Origin of the sequence: Reichenbachiella sp. (assembly GCF_965223055.1) — a bacterium.
GTDB lineage: Bacteria > Bacteroidota > Bacteroidia > Cytophagales > Cyclobacteriaceae > Reichenbachiella.
Genome location: NZ_CBDCVM010000010.1, coordinates 340,838 through 358,445 on the forward strand (window position 1 = coordinate 340,838; position 17,608 = coordinate 358,445).

Genomic DNA, 17,608 nt, shown 5'->3' on the forward strand with positions numbered 1-17,608 from the left:
GTTACCCCTTCTTTTTGTTCAACCTTGAATCGATCAACTGTTGGGGTAAAGACTTTTTTCTGATAGGGAGTTTGAATTCTTCTTCGGCTATGTCGATCATCATATCAAAGAAAATAGCTTTCTTATCTGCGTTTTCAACCTGCTGTTCAAGCTCTTTTTTCTGTTTTTCCAACAGCCGTACTTTCTGTTCGAGTTCGTATAGTTTTTGGTCTTTAGATTTTGGCATCCGAAGTGTTGATTTATTGACCCAATCAAAGTTACCGTATTTCCGAAGCCAATTGGTAACTGTAGAGTGTGACTGAATACCATACTTGCGAGCGGCGGCTTTTATACCTAACTCTCCGCTTTCAACTTCTGACACAACTGACAATTTAAAAGCGTAGCTGTAGTCCTTCTGTGTTCTTTTAACATACTTGTTCTCTGTGAGTTCGTTCATGACGTCGTTTTTTGTGTAACGCTATTTCAGGACGAGACAATATCAAAAAAGAAAAAACCCTGACAATAGTCAGGGTTTTTTCTTTTTTGATCGATCCACACCTCGTATCGCTTGAGCTACCAATGGATCCTCCGGCCAGGCGTGTTTGGGGTATCGTCTTTTCAATTCTTTTTTTACCTCAAAGTAAGCGTCGGACCAAAAGCTCTTTAAGTCAGAGGTAACTTGAACGGGCTTAAAGCCTGGTGATAATAAGTGAATCAGGAGGGACGTGGTACCATCATTTACTTTTGGGGTCTCCAGCAAGCCAAACAACTCTTGAAGCCTAACTGCCAATACTGGTGGTGCACCATCAGCGAAATATTGAATTTTTATTTTTGACCCGCTAGGTACTTCTATTTTGTCTGGTGCCAATTGATCTAATTGACCCTGTTGTTCAGTAGGCAAGTGGTAATGTAGCACTTCTTTTAAACTGATCTTTTTGAGATCTTCGGGTTTTTTTACCTTGTTCAGGTAAGGCTTTAGCCAGTCTTCACATGATGATAATAAGTACGCTTGACTTACATCAGGCCAATTTTGTTGAGGGTTCCAGCGCCTGAGACTAAGGATCCTATTTTGCCATTGATTCACATCATCGTCCCAATTTAGTAGGTGCTGACCTTCAGACTTTACGGCATCACAAATAGCTTGTTCCAGATTATCGAGGTCTGGATCGGGAAGTGGCAAAGATTGCAGAATAATACTACCAATTCGCAGCTCCTTATTGGCAATGAGCCCACCGTCTTTAGTATCCCACTTGATGACTTCCATGCTTTTGACCATGGGAGCCAGATCTTTTGGATTCAAAGGGGAAGCCATAAATATTTTGCCCATACCTTCTCGAGCGTCCATGTGTGCAATGGCCAACCAGGATTCGTGCGCTAAGTCATCACGATGACCAGCCATGGCTATTTTGCCATTGGATAATTTGAATTGGGCATTATTGCCCGGCCGTGCAAATGCAATCCGTTCGGGATAGGCTTGCGCCAATAAAAGTCCAGTTTCATAGGCATCTACTGGGGAATTGTCTATTGCATCCAGTTCAAACATTCGACGGTAAGAATCCGCAATTTTTTCAATCCTACTAAATTTTCTACTGAGTCGATTTTCACTTCTTAGGCGGCGTAAAACAATGATTCGTTCATTAATGTCGATTCCGGCTTCTGGACCAAGGGGATCTCGTTCTTCTATCAGAGCAGCGATATCGGTCGCCAGCGGAAGTAGCTCTTGATCTTCGGCTTCAATGAGCATGTGCGCAATTCTTGGATGACAAGGTAAAGCGTGCATGCGTTCTCCATGTGGAGTGATTCTGCCATTATTTAATGCATGCAATTCATGCAAAGAGGCTTGGGCTTGCTGCATGGTGCCTGATGGAGGGGGGGTGAGCCAAGTCATCTGATTCGGATCGAGTATGCCCCATTTGGCCAAGTCCAGTGCCAAAGAAGAAAGGTCAACTTCTAATATTTCTGGAGAGGCATGTAGTTCCATTCTGTCTTGGGTGGCTTTCGACCACATACGATAACATGCTCCAGCACTTAAACGTCCAGCCCGGCCAGCGCGTTGGTCAGCCGAGTCTTTTGAGATTTGTATAGTGTGCAACCGTGATAATCCAGATTTCGAGTCAAACTTGGAAGTTCTTCCAAAACCTGTGTCAACCACGATCTTGATTCCTTCAATCGTTAAACTGGTTTCGGCAATGGAAGTAGCTAATACCACTTTTCGTTTGCCATTTTTGTCTGGTAGGATGGCTGCCAATTGTTTGCCATGTGGCAACTGACCATAAAGAGGGTGAATCGCAAATCCTTTTAAACTTCTCCTTAATATTTCTTCGCATTTTCTGATTTCCCCTTGTCCAGGGAAAAAAGCTAATACGTCTCCCTCATTTTCCTTTACAGCTTGGGTGATAACTCTGGCGGTCAAATCCGGAAGCAAAGTCACATCTGTATCGCCTGTGTACTTGATTTCCACAGGGTATTGCCGTCCTTCACTTTTCACCACAGGACACTGTAACATGCTACTCAATTTTGGCATATCCAGTGTGGCCGACATAATCAGAATTTTCAAATCTGGTCTCAATACCTGCTGTGCTTCTCGGCATAAAGCTAGTGCTACGTCGGCGTGAATGCTGCGCTCGTGAAATTCATCAAATATCACTACTCCAACTCCCTCTAATGAATTGTCGCTGTGAATCATTCGTGTCAATATACCTTCAGTGAGTACTTCTATTTGCGTTTGATCGGAGACTTTGTTTTCAAACCTGATTCGATAACCCACCGTTTGTCCCACCTTTTCGCCGAGTAACTCTGCCATTCGAGTGGCCACCGTTCGAGCAGCCAATCTTCTGGGTTCGAGCATCAGTATTTTTTGCCCCTTGAGCCATTCTTGTTTAAGAAAGGTTAGAGGTAATAATGTGCTTTTTCCTGCACCGGGAGGTGCATTTACTATTTGAGTATTTTGGTCTGAAAAATTACTGCGAATTTCCTCAACCGATTCAACTATCGGTAAGTCTAAATTTCTATAATCAAATGACAAAGTCTAAAACTATTACGTGAGCAGGTGCGAAATTATAGTATCAAGGAGAGAGTTGGTAAGATATTTTGAAAAGTTGAATCCAAGATTGTTTGAATAAATTCCAAATATCCAGTAATAAGTATTTTGGTTTTTGCTAATTTCTGCTCCAATAATAAAATCAACCTTTAAATCTCAGATGACCAGCTTGTTGCCATTTTATTCTTTCTGTTTTTCCTGCTACTTGAAGTATTATCGCATGGTGATTCTTTGTGTCAAATAAAGAAAAGTGAGCGCTAGTATCGACCTAATATATGACAAAACACTGAAGGTAATCACGGATTTACTCCATGTGAAGAGTGCGGCTATTGTCATGGTAGGGGAGTCTGGGTTGACCATAGAGCGCTTTTTGGATAAGGGAAAAGTAAAAAAAACAGATCAAGTAATAATGCAAAATGAGGACTTAAAGAATGAAGTCTTACATATGCTGGAGCCATCATTGATTTCGTCGAAAATTTTTCAAGAAACTAAACTAGTGGAAATTGTCCCTGGGTCTAGTTATTACATTTTTCCTTGTTTAGATAGTCACTCGAAGGTCATTGCTCTAATTATATTGCCTGTTTCTAATAGAGATGAATTTAGAATAGAAAACTACTCTCTAATTAATGTAGTGGGTCAGAGGCTTTCTGTGGAATTAGAGAAAAGCAAGGTGATTGAAGAGCAGCAAAACCTTAGTGAATTCAATGCTTCTGTGTTGGAGTCATTGGATGAGGTGACCTGGGACTATTCCATTTCAAGAGAGAGAATATCTTGGTTTGGCGCTGTTTACAAAGTATTTGGCTACCCTAAAGAGGAAATGGGGAATGATCTTGTATTCTTTTTGGAACGAGTACACCCATCGGATAGGGTGAATTTGGAAGATCGCCTGATCATGAATAAGCAGCCAGACGAAAAATTTACTATTGATTTTCAGTTTAAGAATAAAAATGAGGGCTATCATTGGTTGAGAATGGAAGGTGTTCTTCATACCACTTCAGCTGGCAATCCTGAGAGAGTTATAGGTGTAGTTAAAAATGTACACAAAGAGAAGATGGCCGAACTCTTAAGGATTCGAGCAATGATAAAAGCCAAGGATGGAGAAAGAAAGAGGATTGCTTCAGAAATACATGATAGTCTTGGTCAAACACTATCTGTAGCGCGTTTGGAATTAGATACGCTTTTGGAATTGAACAAGAGCCCGGATTTTGAAAATAAAATCAAAAGCGTTTCTGATTTAGTTGCAGGGGCCATACAGGAAAGTAGGGCAATTTCTCATGACTTGATGCCTCCAGCTCTTGTTGATTATGGTTTGATTCCAGCTTTAGAAACTATGATTAATCAAGTGGATCGATCATCTGATGTGAAATTTACTTTTTTTCACAATGACATTGATGATCGTTTTGAAGAGGAATTTGAAACTAACATATATAGGATTTGCCAAGAAGGAATCAATAATATTCTCAAACATGCCAGGGCAAAAATCGCAACTATTCAAGTCATAAAGCACCCTGATTATGTTTACATTAGCATAGAGGATGATGGGGTAGGTTTTAAACAAATCAGTGATGTGAAAAGTGGAGCTGGTTTAGGTTTGAAAAATATGACGAATAGAGTTGCCTACCTGGGAGGTAAAATTAACTTCGAATCTAACCAAGGATCAATCATAACCATAGAAATATCAATCTAGCAATGAGTACTAAAATTCTATTAGTAGATGATCATAAGATCATGAGAGATGGTATAAAAGCCATAATTACAGAGTCACAAAATTATGATGTAGTGTCGGAAGCTTCCGATGGAATAGAGGCACTTGATTATCTGGCCAATCATACGGCTGATATTGTTGTCATTGACATTAATATGCCAAATCTCGATGGTGTAGCGTGTACAAAAGCAATAAAAGAAAAAAATGTAAACACTAAAGTACTTGCCATGAGCATGTATGTGGATGAACAACATATTCTTAATATGCTACAGGCTGGGGCCAATGGATATATTTCTAAAGATGCTGGCAGAAAAGTACTGTTAGAGGCATTGGACTCCATAAGTAAAGGAGAGGCATACCACGGAAAAGAAATTACAAAAGTGATCATGTCCGAGTTTTCTAAAACTAAAGAAGAGAAGATGAAGGATAATCCAATTGACTTTCTGACTGCTAGAGAACTGGATGTGCTCAAATTGATTGTTGAAGAGAAATCTAATTATGAGATAGCTGACGAACTCCATATAAGTATTCGCACCGTCGACGCTCATCGAAGAAATCTGCTGCAAAAAACTGGAGTTAAAAACGCTGTAGGCCTTACGAAATTCGCCTTAAAACACGGTGTAGAGCGAATGTAGAGGGTTTATCTCAAGCAATCTAAGAGATTTGCCTATAAGGAATTTGGGTATCAGTACCTATTGTTGTCAAATGCTTTGATTCATACTTTTGATCTTATAACAAATAAGTTATTTGTTGTTTGAATGAAATAATCATTAGATAATATAATGTTGATGGGTCAGGCTATGGATGGTATAATTGCAATTCCGAGAAGTGAAAATTTGAATACTAATGTAGATCAAAGAAGATTTAGGAATTATGTAATCAAAGCGACTGCTAACACACCTTTTGTAGCCCTTGAAATGGCGAATCGTACTTTACTTATTAAAGGATCATCTCATCCGGAAAATCCAAGTGAATTTTATAACAAAGTCGATAAGTTATTAGCATTTTATATAGCTGAAGGGCGAAAATCCTTAACCGTAAACCTAAGCCTGGATTATTTTAATACTAGTTCAGCACGTTATCTGTATATGCTCATGACACAATTGAAGCAATATCAAGAGGATGGGGTAGAAGTTGCGGTGAATTGGTACTATAAAATAGATGATGAAGATATGTTGTTGTCAGGTAAGAACTTTAGTAGTTATACTCAATTAGAATTAAAATTGGTACCGACATCACCATCAAAATATAAGATTTAAAAAGTTGAGATGAAGCCATGAGGAAATATTGAAAGAGAAAATTGAAGGTAAATCAACCTAACCTAATTTCTAACCTACTTGCCCCGATTTTTTCAACCACTATTTCAATTGTTTCCGAATGGTTTCGTTCTGATATAAGAAATACAAATTAATCAGTTATACCAAATATTACAGTTATGAAAAAATTAGGATCTTTATTATTAGCAGTCATTTTTGCAAGTAGTTTATTGTCATCTTGTGTTGACGCTCAAGCAGATGAAATTTATGATAACGTTGTTCCTGAAAAGACAGAAGTAGGAAATGGCAGCACTGGTCATCAAACATCTGGACCAGGTTGATTTTTTTTAAAATAAAATGAATTTAAACCTCTAAACTTGCCTATCCTATTTATATCTTTCTCAAAATGAGGGTAATTAATTATTTAACTATTTTACTTGTATTTACGTCTTGTATTGACTCGGTTGAAGTTGATAAAGAATCGAAATATCAAGAAGCGCTTACTCTTTATCGAGAAAGTGAATATAATAGAGCTCGAGATGTTTTGAAAGCTGTATTTAACAGTTCCGAACAGGGAGAGCAGAGTGAGATTTTAGCTAAATCTTTGTATTTAAGAGGTTTTATTAACTATCTGCAGGATAGTTCGAAAAACGCTTATTCTGACTATTTGAATGCAATTGAAATAGCTGAAACCATTGGAAACGACCGAATGATATCAAGGTTAAATAATGAAATTGGTCAGATATTTTTTGAAAATGAGTTGTATGAACAAGGGTTGAATTATTTCCAACTAGCATTAGAATATTCAGATGCAGCGACCATTCAAGATAAAGCATATTACTATTTTGGAATAGGAAAGAGTCTCAGAATGTTAAAGAGATTTGACGCAGGGATGGATGCATTGCTTGAGGCAATTGATATAAATGACAATTTAAGGAACAATGATGCTTTAGCCGGTGACTATGTCGAATTAGCAAAACTTCAAGATGATGCAGGGAATATAGAACTGGCATTGGAACATTACAATACAGTTATTAGCCTATCCGAATTAACAAATAATCCCAATAAGTATTTGTGGATTTCATATAACAATATTGGAAAAATCGCTTTAGCATCTAAAGAATTTGAAAAAGCAGAGAGAAATTTACAGTTGGCGTTAAACTATAATGTGAACAAAGAACAATTATGGGTAACCTATAATAATCTGGGTAAAGTCTACAATGAAAGTGGGGAATACGAGAATGCTTGGGCTTGTTTCAAACGAAGTTTAACTTATAATAGTGAAAAAGGTGAGATGAATGAATTAGCGATCACCAATCAAGCACTCAAAAAGACATTTGAAAAATTAGATCAACCAGACAGCCTGCTTTATTTCACTATGTTGATTAATGAAATGGCTTTGCCTATGATACAAACCAAATCTTGGTTAAAGGGAGAAGATAAGAAAATTGCATTGTTGACGAAATACCAGAATTATTTAAATCAAAAAGTTGAACAAGAGCAGTATGCCAAGACTTCTTGGTTGATGGCATTTATAATGACTTTCATTTTTGTATCTGGAGTACTTTCCGTCAGACTTTGGAAAATTTACCACTACAAATCCGCAGAAAAAGGACTGTCGTTGATAAAAAATTCTAACGAAATGGTCTACCTGCTGGACATGTTTAGGAAAGAAAAAGAGGAGATGAAAAGATCTATGGATCAAAAAATCCGTAGCTGATTCTTAAGCATTTTTGTACTCATCTATCAATTGATTTTTAACTTTTATTAGTTCATTAAGACCTTCAATGTGTTCTTTTAATAATTGAATTTCAATATCTTTTCCAGCTATTACATTATAGATTCCATCTTGAGACTCTACATTCTCTATCGCCTTTCCAATTTCATGATAGTCTTGTATTAGCATTTCTCCTTTTCCTGTGACTAACCATATAGGATTGAGTTGCGGATATTGCTTACAAATTTCCTCTAAAACATCCGTACTAACGGATCCATCCTCAGATTCAACCATTTGAAGTGAATCTTTTCCAAGACCTATGCTATTGTTTAATTGGTCGGAGGTAATAGACTCATTCTGAATGAATTTTAAAATACGATGGATGATTTTCATTTTCTCATAGGCTGTAGTTGGAAGAGTGAAATTACCAAAAAACCAGATATACTTAGAACTTATTCAAGTGAAATATTGAACTAATAACTGAGTACGAATTTTCTACCAGTAATCCCAAATAGGTATTTTACCAATTTGATAAATTAGGTTTTTCCTACATAGTATGGGACATGAATTGATCCTACCTTGGCAGAATAATTAAATAAAAAAAGTCATGAAAATTGAAAATCCAAACGTATCATTAAAGGTAATCGAGGACTCATTGATGATCGAAAATGAAAGAAAAGAAGCTACAAGAAATGTTCTGCAATGGTTTAATCAAATTGATGCTGAAGAAGAATTAATTCCAATTGATAAACCTTCTGAATTGTTAGCGTTGATGATTGATGCTAAAGGCGAATTGTTGAATAGAAATGAATTGTCAGTAGTAAGAGAAATGTGTGGATAATATGAGATATCAAATATGCAATTGAGCCCTCATCTTTTAATAGATGGGGGTTCAAAATTTGTATCTCACTTGTAGTTTTAGATCACTTCTATTTTGCCCCATTATTTCATTAAGCCCAGATCCAATACTGGAAACATTTCTATAGTTATACCTACCATACCTTACCCAAATTGACATTTTTCTAGTCGGCTTATACTGTAGCATCACATAACTTCTAGTCCCTTGATTGGCATAAGCTGGGATAGAGAAAACATATAAAAGGTCTTTTTCAAATACATATTGACGGTTTTCATAATCTTCGGTATCAAACAAAGCAAATCGTGTGCTGATAGTGAATCTGCTAATTTTAATGTTGAAATCCTGAATGACAGCCATGCCTTTGGTCTGATTTCCAGATAAATCATAGGTGCTGAATTGTATCCTTGATTTTAGAGTAAATATTTCATTTGCTGTAAAATCTAAATTCGCTGCATAATTACGCTTTACCCCGTTTTCAAGCAGATGCAAGTTTCCGTTTTCAGTAGATACTGATACTTCTTTGGCTTGTTCACGGAGCTGTGCATAAAGCTTGATTTTTCTTGTTGGTTTGTATTCAGCTCGTATGAGATATTCATAGCCTTGTGAAGGTGAGTTGACCCCGAATCTAAGCCAGGGAAACTTAAACCTATCATAGTAGGCTGAAAAAGACGTTCGTTTACTCGGTGTTACTTTGATTCCCCAATACAATCCTTCTTCATTAATGTTTCTAGATCCCTCACCAAATGAGTTGCCATAGAAAGAATGATAATCCTTGGCGTAGTTTCGATACAAAAAGCTCATGGAAACAATAGGGGAAAGGCTCCCCATAAGTCCACCTACGATGGCCATTCCGCCAGATTTTGATCGGGCAACTTCAGAAAAGAGTAAAAAATTGTGCCAATTATAGTTGACGAAAAGGCTGGCATTGTAGTTTCTGTCCCCTTTGAATTCAAATTGATTATAGTTGTTCGGAGTTTTTTGAATAGGAACAGAGAAACTATTATGTATAAAAGTGGCGCCCAATTGGAGGTTGTTCTTTTTAAGGTCATTGTAAGTGATGTTGATGCCTCCTGACTCTTCTTGGATGCCTTTGCGTGAGGCCAATTCACTATACGTCCTATGCATTCCCATGTCTTGAATGCTAGTAATGTATTCTTCATAATTCCCTTCGTAGTCTCTCGATCGTATCACTCCATCTTGTTTAAGTCTAGAATAGAAAGGAGTGATTTCAAAGTTTTTAATAGAATAGGTAAAAGCGGCACCGCGCATGAAACTAGTTTCGAGCGCTGAAGTATAAGGTCTCAAACCTGAGTTTCCTCGTTTTACTGTCGTAATGGTTTCGGCGCCTTTTCCGGGATTAAACCCTGATCCAAGTATCAGCCCTTGACCAAACTGCATTTGATAATCACCCAAAGCAATGCTTTTGAAAGCCCCTTTATTGTATAAGAATAGGTGGTAGGAATAATAATCAAATCCATATTGTTTAGCCTTGTGATCAAAAATCACTTGTTCCCCCGGGTCTTTCTCAAATGTAAGTCCTACACTAAAATCCTTAGAGTGACTTGATCGAAACCTGCCATAGATTTTGTATGGAGAACCAAGGTATCTGGTCGAGTCTGACCTCAAATAGCCTTCCTGATCTTCCAAAACCCTTTCTGTACGAACAATGAGGTAGTTGTTTTTTTCTGAAGTGATTCTTTGGAGCAAATGCCCACGAGTAGAATGGTCCCCAGGTGAACGGACTTCGACAAAAGGGAGAAGATTATTTATTGTGGTTCTGTCGAACCCGTCGATTACTTGAAGTTCATAAATAGAGAGAAGTGGACCATTTGAGTTTAAATAGTCGATTAGATTGTTGATCTGCGTGATGTTAAGCTGAAAAAGGCTATTCAATTCATTTTTAGTGGTTTCATTGAGATTGATTGGGTTTGAATACAACTGGTATAAAGTCTCATACAGATCATCATAGTTGATGTCTTCATCCGGAACTTGAAACAGGTCTTCAATAAATTCCTGAATATCAATGTCATTGCGGTTGTGTTGCTGAGCGGATGAGTTAAACGAAAAAACACAACATATGAGCGCTATAGTGATGAGCTTTTTCAATCACCGAATGTATAGCCTATTGAAATCTCGTGGATGCCACCGAGATCAGGGTTGTTGTTATAACTATAGTCAGCTTTCAAATTCCCTGGATAAAACCCTAATCCGAAACTGCTTTCAAAAGGTTTGGTATTGAACCCAGTCCTCAAACTAAAGTTGTCTAGTATTTTGTATTCCAAACCAAGTCTTAATACAGCATCCTGATCTACTACTTTTTCTACATCCGCATTGAGCATTAGGTCCTGGCTGGGTCTATAGCTCAGTCCTGTTTTCATGATCGTCGGAATTCTTTCGTCAGTTACAGTTGAGAGCTTGGCCTGATTGAGATTCGAGACGTGAGCACCAAAAAATAATTGTTCAGTAAGCTGAGCTCTGCCGCCAAAATCAATCATCATGGTTTTCCGGCTCCCTGCGCCTTCTATGTTCAATTGGTAGTAGCTTATGTTCAGCCCCAAACAAACAATTCCAAATTGATTACTAAAACCGAGGTTGAGCCGTTGTTCATTGTAAAGCTCATCACCAAATCGAAACATACCTAAGCCCGCCGTTCCTCCTAAGACCGGGTAGGTTCCGCCTAGTGCTAGACTGGTGAATTCAGAAATGCCGTATTTATTTTTGAAAGATGTAAATATGGATTTTTCTTGAAAATTCGCCAATCCACCAATGTTATTGAATAGCGCCCATTCATCTCCAAGCGTAATGGAAGAGCCTCCAATAGCAGCAGACCTGGCACCCATTGTATAGTTCCCATTTTGAGCTTCAATAGATGCAAAAGCAGTTAGCCATATAAGTCCAGTCAGGAAGTATTTTTTCATGAGTTGCAAACTAATAATTCTTATTTTCAATTCATGGCATTTAACAAAATTGTAATATTGCCACTGAAATTTACTGATGAGTATTGCCCTAGATAATATCCGAACCAACAAGAATTATGTATTGACCAATTATGGTGAAAAGTTTGAGTTTACCGTGGTGGAAATCAAACCAAATGATGAGTTTGTACTAAAGGACTTAAATACATTAGAATTTTACCTGATGTCCGAATTGATAGGAAGAGGACGGGGAAAGGACTTCAGTATTTGGGAAAAGTAATCTTTGACTAGCTCATTTGTGACAAATGCCCATCTTGTATAAAGCGAAGAATAGTCAATTTAGCTTTAGAAATCAAAATCAGAACTAATGAACATATTAAATGCCTTAGGCATTTTCGGATTGGGGTGCGCATTGGTAGCATGTCAGGCAAAGAGTGAATCAGGAAAGAATACACCTCAAGACAATCTAATGATAGAATGGGAGGCTACACTGTATTCAGAAATGCAAAATCAGTTGGGTGAAGGAGCTATCTATAATCACGAGACTAAAGAATTTTGGCATATAGATATTGAAGGCAAACAGTTTTTCACAACAGATATAAAAACAAAAGCCCAACAATCTTATGATGTAGGAGAAAGAATTGGAACAATCGTACCTAATGATTTGGGACAAGCAGTAGTGGCTTTGCAAAACGGATTGTTTACTTATGATCTTGAGTCCAAGACAAAGAAATTGATTGTAAATCCGCTAGATACAATAACAAATATTCGATTTAATGATGGTAAATGTGACCCTGCTGGAAGATTATGGGTCGGATCGATGGGATTAGAACAAAAAGCCAACCGTGCTTCATTATATAGTCTGGATCAAGGTGAGGTAAAAAAACAATTAGATAGCATCACTATATCCAACGGAATTGTTTGGTCTAAGGATCAAAAAACCATGTACTATATAGATACGCCGAATGAGCATGTAAAGGCATATGATTACGAGGTCTCTACTGGCAAGATTTCTAATGGTCGTGTAGTTGTTGAGATAGGAGGTATAGGTTATCCTGATGGAATGGCGATCGATTCAGAGGATATGCTTTGGATTGCATTGTGGAATGGTAACATGGTGGGTAGATGGGATCCTGATACTGGAAAATTAATTGGGAAAATAAATGTTCCCGCGCATAACATTACTTCGTGCGCCTTTGTGGGTGAGGAGTTGGACTCGTTAGTCATCACTTCAGCTCGTGTAGATATGAGTGACGAAGAGTTGGAATCATATCCATTGGCAGGTAGCCTATTTGTGGCTGTGCCTGGTGTGAAGGGCGTCAAAAGTGTATTTTATAAAACACCAGTAGCCGTTCAATAAAAATATAATTGTATGCTAAGTGAAAGGCCTGCTCTTCGAGTGGGCCTTTTTTGTGTAGAAGTAGTAAAGTAAATTCGTGCAATTCGAGTCGATCAATTACCTTTATCGCTTCAAGTTTAATCCATAATTTTATAGCCACTCATGAAGCAATATCACGAACTCATGCAAAGAATTCTGGACGAGGGTGTTCAGAAAGGAGACCGTACAGGAACAGGAACAAAAAGTGTGTTTGGTCACCAAATGCGTTTTGATCTGTCCGAAGGATTTCCTGTAGTTACCACAAAAAAACTGCACTTGAGGTCGATCATACATGAGTTGTTGTGGTTTTTGAAAGGAGATAGTAACATCAAATATCTCAAGGACAATGGGGTATCCATTTGGGATGAATGGGCGGATGAAAATGGAGAATTGGGTCCTGTCTATGGTGTACAATGGAGAAGTTGGCCGACGCAGAGCGGAGAAACGATTGATCAAATCAGTCAGCTCATTCACGACATTAAGAACAACCCTAATTCCAGAAGATTGATTGTCAATGCATGGAATGTAGCTGAAGTACAAAACATGGCCTTACCACCATGTCATGCGTTCTTTCAGTTTTATGTAGCAGATGGTAAGCTAAGTTGCCAGTTGTACCAGAGAAGTGCTGATGTGTTCTTAGGGGTTCCTTTCAATATTGCTTCCTATGCTTTGTTGACCATGATGGTAGCTCAAGTATGTGATTTGGAACCAGGGGATTTTGTTCATACACTTGGGGATGCTCATTTGTATTCTAACCACATGGAGCAAACTGAATTACAGTTGAGCCGAGAGTGTAGGTCGTTGCCGCGAATGAAAATTAATCCGAATGTCAAGGATATCTTCGGATTTAAATATGAAGATTTTACATTAGAAAATTATGATCCGCACCCGCATATCAAAGGAGCCGTAGCGGTCTAATTATTCAATATTCGAGCTTTTTCAATTATTCAGCACATAAATTTTAACTTGCTGTAATAAATAATTCATTCATACAACTAATCACCTGATGTAACGATTATCCTATTGACTCGGTCTAATGAGTGATTGTGATAATAAGTATGTGTCAGGTGATGCAACCCAAAATCAAGTGGAAAAAAGTAGCGTATTCGATATGATTGGTCCTGTGATGATCGGCCCCTCAAGCTCACATACCGCAGGCGTAGTGAGGATTGCCAGAGTGGGTGTTAGACTCCTTGGTGGAATCCCCGAGGAAGCAGAAATAATTTTCTATAACTCATTTGCTCGTACCTATGAGGGGCATGGAAGTGATAAAGCCATGATAGCAGGACTACTAGATTTCAAAACTGACGACAAACGAATTAAAACTTCATTTGACGAAGCGAAAAATTCTGGACTGAAATACAATTTCAAATCAGTAGGAAATGCTTCCACAAGACATCCAAATACCATCGAGTTGAAACTCAAAAAAGGTAGTAAAACAGTCACGATGGTAGGTGAAAGTAGAGGTGGTGGAGTGGTGAAAATCGTAGAAGTAAATGGATTTGCGGCGGGATTCACTGCCAATTTACACACTATTATAATCGAAGCCGATGATCGCCCGGGAAGTATCACTTTTATTACTAGTGTGATTGCTCACGATGATTGCAACATTGCTACTATGACAGTGTCCCGCAAGGGTAAAAATGATTTGGCCTGCCAGATTCTTGAAATGGATTCTGGCCTCAATGATATTACATTGGAGTATTTAAGAAATCTAAAATGGATTAAAAATGTCATCTATATTCCTGACATTGATAAGTAAGAATAAATGAGAAACCTGACTAGCTTGATACTGAGCGGCTTGTTTTGCTTAACTATAAGCAATTCAACAGCTCAGGACAACAAATACTCTTTAGAAGAGTGTATTGATATTGCTTTTGAAAAGAACCTCACTATTCAGCGCAGCCAGCTGGATTTGAAGGTGAGTGAAGTCACAAAAAATCAGTCCAAATTGGAACGCTTGCCTGACTTTAATATGGGTGCAAACTATGGCATCAACTGGGGGCGAACGATTGACCCAACTACTAATAATTTCGTAACAGAACAGCTCAATTCATCTAATATCAATGGAAGGAGTAATTTGACGGTATTCAATGGTATGCAGATCCATAATAGCATCAAACAGTCAAATGTGAGTTATGCGGCTTCCTATGCAGATTTAGAAAAAGCTAAAAACGATGTAGGTCTAAATGTTGCCACACTTTATCTCAATGTAATTTTCAATCAAGAGCTATTGGCTAATGCTGAGTACCAACTGAACAGTACCAATCAGCAACTGGAAAGAACAAAAAAGCTTGTAGATGCAGGAGCATTGCCAGTAACAAATTTGCTTGACTTACAAGCGGAATCAGCGAGCAATGAGGTGAACGTGATTAACGCAGAGAATAGCTATAATTTGGCCATATTGAACTTGAAGCAGGCTCTTCTGATTCCTGCTGGTGATCGTTTTGAAATTGAGATTCCCGAGCTGGAATTGACGCTGAATGAAACTTATCTTATGACGCCGGATGAGATATATAAAGCGGCAGAGGCTATCAGACCTGAAATCAAGGGTGCCCAATTGAGGATAGAAGAAGCTGATTTAAATTATAAAATTTCTAAAGGGGCTTATTCTCCAATCTTCACCGTTTCTGCAGGGTTTAATACAAATTATTCAAGCTTCGCTGATCGAGAACGTGAAATTTATGATGGTACTATTCCTTCTACTGTTCCGATAGGGTATGTGGCTTCATCAAGAGAAACTGTAGTATCAGATGTGAATCTACCTAACGTAGTTGAAACCCTACCTGACTTTCCCTTAAGAGAACAATTTAAAGAAAACATTAGTAAAAATATTGCTTTCAATTTGAGTATTCCTGTTTTTAATAAATTCAGAACTCGGGCCGACGTACAACGGTCCATGTTGAGTAAACAAAGGGCAGAGGTAACTTCGCAAGAGGTTCGTAATCAACTCCGTCAAGATATTGAAACTGCTTATAATGACATGATGGCCGCTTCTAAAACGCACACGGCGAATCAAAAACAAGTAGAAGCATTAGAAGAAGCCTTCCGGGTGACAGAGAATCAGTTCAACCTGGGAGCTGTGAATTTTGTCGATTATCAAGTGTCTACCAATAATTTGTTTATGGCAAAGTCCGATCTCGTTAGGTCAAAATTCGATTTTATTTTCAAACAAAAAGTGCTGGATTTCTATTTAGGCAAACCAATTAGTTTCTAAACTCATGGCGAAGAAAAAAAACAATAACAACCTGATCTATGGATTGATCGGTGGAGCATTAGTGCTGATAGTATTCCTTGTAGTAGGAAAAAAGAAGGGATGGATAGGTGAACGCGAAAGGACTGTAGTGGTTTTTGGAGAAGTAAAGAAAGTTGATATCACTGAGAAAGTCAGTGCTTCAGGCATGATCCAACCCATTGTAGAAGTCAAATTAAGTCCAGAAGTTTCTGCCGAGATTATTGAACTCAATGTGGAAGAAGGTGATTCAGTAAAAATTGGTGATGTACTAGTTCGATTAAAACCAGACAATCTAAAATCTGCTTTAGATCGTACACGAGCTTCTTTGAACCAGCAAAAAGCTAACCTCGCGGATGCTGAAGCACGATTAGCTTCTGCAAAAGCCTCATTTAAAAGATCTGAATTAGAGTACAAACGCCAGAAACAATTGCATAATTCGAAAGCTATTTCAAATGCAGATATGGAATTGGCAGAAGCAAATTTCAAAATTGCCGAGCAAGATTTAAAGTCGGGTGAAAAGAATGTTGAAGCGGCCAAATACGTGGTGCAAAGTGCAAAGGCATCAGTTAAAGAAGCCAATGAAAATCTGATGTTTACTACTATTACAGCGCCTATGGCAGGCATTGTTTCTAAATTAGATGTGGAGAAAGGTGAGCGAGTAGTAGGGACTTCCCAAATGGCAGGAACAGAGATGATGCGTATTGCCGATTTAGGAAATATGGAAGTGCGCGTGGACGTAAATGAAAATGATATCGTAAGAGTATCTGTAGGTAATGAAGTGGAGATTGATGTGGATGCCTATTCTTTTTTGGATAAGAAGTTTAAAGGACGGGTCACAGCCATAGCTAATACAGCTAATGCAAAAGCTTCAGCAGATGCGGTTACGGAATTTGAAGTGAAAATCAGAATACTAAACAGTTCATACAAAGACTTGGTGGCTAATAATAAGGTGCCTTTTCGACCTGGGATGACAGCAAGTGTGGATATAGTTACCAATACCAAACAAGACATACTATCTGTACCATTAGGAGCTGTAACCACTCGAATTCCAAAAAATGAGAATGAAGAAGAAGAGTCTAAGAAAAGAGGTCGTGAGGAAGAGCTAAAAGAGGTGGTTTTTGTAAATGTAGAAGGCAAGGCTGAATTGAGGGAAGTAAAGACGGGTATCAGCGACTTTGACAATATAGAAATCGTTGAAGGTGTTTCTGAGTCAGATCAGGTGATAGTGGGACCATATTTAGCTGTTTCTAAGAAGCTCGAAGAGGGGGATTTGGTGAAGGCTGAAGAAAAGAAAGACAAGAAGAGAGAGGAATAATTTCCGTTATAGATCTTGATTATGTCATCTTAGATTGGCGATTCAACCATGATAGCAGAACAACAATTCTTACTGATCTACAAAGGGTCTACAAGACTCTTTTTTAATCAAATTCATGTATATATATGGTTAACAGTTCTTTTTTTTGAGTGTAGAAAAATTAGAATTATTATATGAAAAAAAGCATCTCGAACTTCCGCAAAGTATTC

17 protein-coding genes are annotated in these 17,608 nt (G+C 38.0%); 12 read left to right on the forward strand and 5 right to left on the reverse strand.

The genetic code is table 11. The features are described from left to right. Position 1 precedes the first annotated feature (1 nt). Positions 2 to 436: a transposase gene (locus tag ACOQO5_RS09355; RefSeq protein WP_420579690.1), complete on the reverse strand. Its 435-nt coding sequence runs from the start codon at positions 434 to 436 to the stop codon at positions 2 to 4. A gap of 69 nt (positions 437 to 505) precedes the next feature. After that, positions 506 to 3,004: an ATP-dependent helicase HrpB gene (gene hrpB, locus ACOQO5_RS09360; protein WP_420581430.1), complete on the reverse strand. Its 2,499-nt coding sequence runs from the start codon at positions 3,002 to 3,004 to the stop codon at positions 506 to 508. Between the two features lie 265 nt (positions 3,005 to 3,269). On the opposite strand from hrpB, the gene ACOQO5_RS09365 reads away from it, so the two are divergent. The 5 genes from ACOQO5_RS09365 to ACOQO5_RS09385 all read left to right on the forward strand — a co-directional run bounded on the left by ACOQO5_RS09365 (position 3,270) and on the right by ACOQO5_RS09385 (position 7,700). Next, a complete protein-coding gene (locus ACOQO5_RS09365) occupies positions 3,270 to 4,706 on the forward strand; it encodes a histidine kinase (RefSeq protein ID WP_420581431.1) in 1,437 nt (478 codons plus the stop codon). A gap of 2 nt (positions 4,707 to 4,708) precedes the next feature. Further along, positions 4,709 to 5,359, forward strand: a complete 651-nt coding sequence (locus ACOQO5_RS09370) for a response regulator (RefSeq protein WP_420581432.1) — start codon at positions 4,709 to 4,711, stop codon at positions 5,357 to 5,359. Between the two features lie 153 nt (positions 5,360 to 5,512). Further along, a complete protein-coding gene (locus ACOQO5_RS09375) occupies positions 5,513 to 5,983 on the forward strand; it encodes a DUF1987 domain-containing protein (protein WP_420581433.1) in 471 nt (156 codons plus the stop codon). Positions 5,984 to 6,159: 176 nt separating this feature from the next. Further along, positions 6,160 to 6,321, forward strand: coding sequence for a hypothetical protein (locus tag ACOQO5_RS09380; RefSeq protein ID WP_420581434.1), 162 nt, complete (start codon positions 6,160 to 6,162; stop codon positions 6,319 to 6,321). Between the two features lie 65 nt (positions 6,322 to 6,386). After that, positions 6,387 to 7,700, forward strand: coding sequence for a hypothetical protein (locus ACOQO5_RS09385; RefSeq protein ID WP_420581435.1), 1,314 nt, complete (start codon positions 6,387 to 6,389; stop codon positions 7,698 to 7,700). 3 nt (positions 7,701 to 7,703) lie between these two features. Here ACOQO5_RS09385 and ACOQO5_RS09390 read toward each other — a convergent pair whose 3' ends face one another. Continuing rightward, positions 7,704 to 8,090, reverse strand: coding sequence for a hypothetical protein (locus ACOQO5_RS09390; RefSeq protein ID WP_420581436.1), 387 nt, complete (start codon positions 8,088 to 8,090; stop codon positions 7,704 to 7,706). A gap of 214 nt (positions 8,091 to 8,304) precedes the next feature. On the opposite strand from ACOQO5_RS09390, the gene ACOQO5_RS09395 reads away from it, so the two are divergent. Next, positions 8,305 to 8,538 (forward strand): hypothetical protein, encoded by a 234-nt coding sequence (locus ACOQO5_RS09395; protein WP_420581437.1) that lies wholly within the window; start codon positions 8,305 to 8,307, stop codon positions 8,536 to 8,538. Between the two features lie 51 nt (positions 8,539 to 8,589). Here the strand turns inward: ACOQO5_RS09395 and ACOQO5_RS09400 are convergent, their stop codons facing one another. Both ACOQO5_RS09400 and ACOQO5_RS09405 read right to left on the reverse strand, forming a co-directional pair. Continuing rightward, complete coding sequence (locus ACOQO5_RS09400; protein ID WP_420581438.1) at positions 8,590 to 10,662, reverse strand: hypothetical protein; 2,073 nt, start codon at positions 10,660 to 10,662, stop codon at positions 8,590 to 8,592. Next, entirely contained in the window at positions 10,659 to 11,474 is an 816-nt protein-coding gene (locus tag ACOQO5_RS09405) for a hypothetical protein (protein ID WP_420581439.1), read from the reverse strand. Before ACOQO5_RS09405 ends, ACOQO5_RS09400 begins: the two co-directional genes overlap by 4 nt. 76 nt (positions 11,475 to 11,550) lie before the next feature. Here ACOQO5_RS09405 and ACOQO5_RS09410 point away from each other — a divergent pair, with 76 nt between their 5' ends. From ACOQO5_RS09410 to ACOQO5_RS09435, 6 genes are all read left to right on the forward strand, one after another. Then, positions 11,551 to 11,751, forward strand: coding sequence for a hypothetical protein (locus ACOQO5_RS09410; RefSeq protein WP_420581440.1), 201 nt, complete (start codon positions 11,551 to 11,553; stop codon positions 11,749 to 11,751). Between the two features lie 87 nt (positions 11,752 to 11,838). Further along, a complete protein-coding gene (locus ACOQO5_RS09415) occupies positions 11,839 to 12,831 on the forward strand; it encodes an SMP-30/gluconolactonase/LRE family protein (protein WP_420581441.1) in 993 nt (330 codons plus the stop codon). Between the two features lie 141 nt (positions 12,832 to 12,972). Beyond that, entirely contained in the window at positions 12,973 to 13,767 is a 795-nt protein-coding gene (locus ACOQO5_RS09420) for a thymidylate synthase (RefSeq protein WP_420581442.1), read from the forward strand. Between the two features lie 118 nt (positions 13,768 to 13,885). Beyond that, positions 13,886 to 14,611, forward strand: a complete 726-nt coding sequence (gene sdaAB / locus ACOQO5_RS09425; RefSeq protein WP_420581443.1) for an L-serine ammonia-lyase, iron-sulfur-dependent subunit beta — start codon at positions 13,886 to 13,888, stop codon at positions 14,609 to 14,611. Positions 14,612 to 14,617: 6 nt separating this feature from the next. Beyond that, the gene (locus ACOQO5_RS09430; protein ID WP_420581444.1) at positions 14,618 to 16,066 is read left to right on the forward strand and encodes a TolC family protein; all 1,449 of its coding nucleotides are present in this window, start codon (positions 14,618 to 14,620) and stop codon (positions 16,064 to 16,066) included. 4 nt (positions 16,067 to 16,070) lie between these two features. Then, the gene (locus tag ACOQO5_RS09435) at positions 16,071 to 17,399 is read left to right on the forward strand and encodes an efflux RND transporter periplasmic adaptor subunit (RefSeq protein ID WP_420581445.1); all 1,329 of its coding nucleotides are present in this window, start codon (positions 16,071 to 16,073) and stop codon (positions 17,397 to 17,399) included. Positions 17,400 to 17,608 lie beyond the last annotated feature (209 nt).

Coding starts and splice junctions, on each gene's coding strand:
- ACOQO5_RS09355 (WP_420579690.1), bottom strand. CDS start 436: ATGAACGAACTCACAGAGAACAAGTATGTTAAAAGAACACAGAAGGAC.
- ACOQO5_RS09370 (WP_420581432.1), top strand. CDS start 4,709: ATGAGTACTAAAATTCTATTAGTAGATGATCATAAGATCATGAGAGAT.
- ACOQO5_RS09375 (WP_420581433.1), top strand. CDS start 5,513: ATGGGTCAGGCTATGGATGGTATAATTGCAATTCCGAGAAGTGAAAAT.
- ACOQO5_RS09380 (WP_420581434.1), top strand. CDS start 6,160: ATGAAAAAATTAGGATCTTTATTATTAGCAGTCATTTTTGCAAGTAGT.
- ACOQO5_RS09385 (WP_420581435.1), top strand. CDS start 6,387: ATGAGGGTAATTAATTATTTAACTATTTTACTTGTATTTACGTCTTGT.
- ACOQO5_RS09390 (WP_420581436.1), bottom strand. CDS start 8,090: ATGAAAATCATCCATCGTATTTTAAAATTCATTCAGAATGAGTCTATT.
- ACOQO5_RS09395 (WP_420581437.1), top strand. CDS start 8,305: ATGAAAATTGAAAATCCAAACGTATCATTAAAGGTAATCGAGGACTCA.
- ACOQO5_RS09405 (WP_420581439.1), bottom strand. CDS start 11,474: ATGAAAAAATACTTCCTGACTGGACTTATATGGCTAACTGCTTTTGCA.
- ACOQO5_RS09410 (WP_420581440.1), top strand. CDS start 11,551: ATGAGTATTGCCCTAGATAATATCCGAACCAACAAGAATTATGTATTG.
- ACOQO5_RS09415 (WP_420581441.1), top strand. CDS start 11,839: ATGAACATATTAAATGCCTTAGGCATTTTCGGATTGGGGTGCGCATTG.
- ACOQO5_RS09420 (WP_420581442.1), top strand. CDS start 12,973: ATGAAGCAATATCACGAACTCATGCAAAGAATTCTGGACGAGGGTGTT.
- sdaAB (WP_420581443.1), top strand. CDS start 13,886: ATGAGTGATTGTGATAATAAGTATGTGTCAGGTGATGCAACCCAAAAT.
- ACOQO5_RS09430 (WP_420581444.1), top strand. CDS start 14,618: ATGAGAAACCTGACTAGCTTGATACTGAGCGGCTTGTTTTGCTTAACT.
- ACOQO5_RS09435 (WP_420581445.1), top strand. CDS start 16,071: ATGGCGAAGAAAAAAAACAATAACAACCTGATCTATGGATTGATCGGT.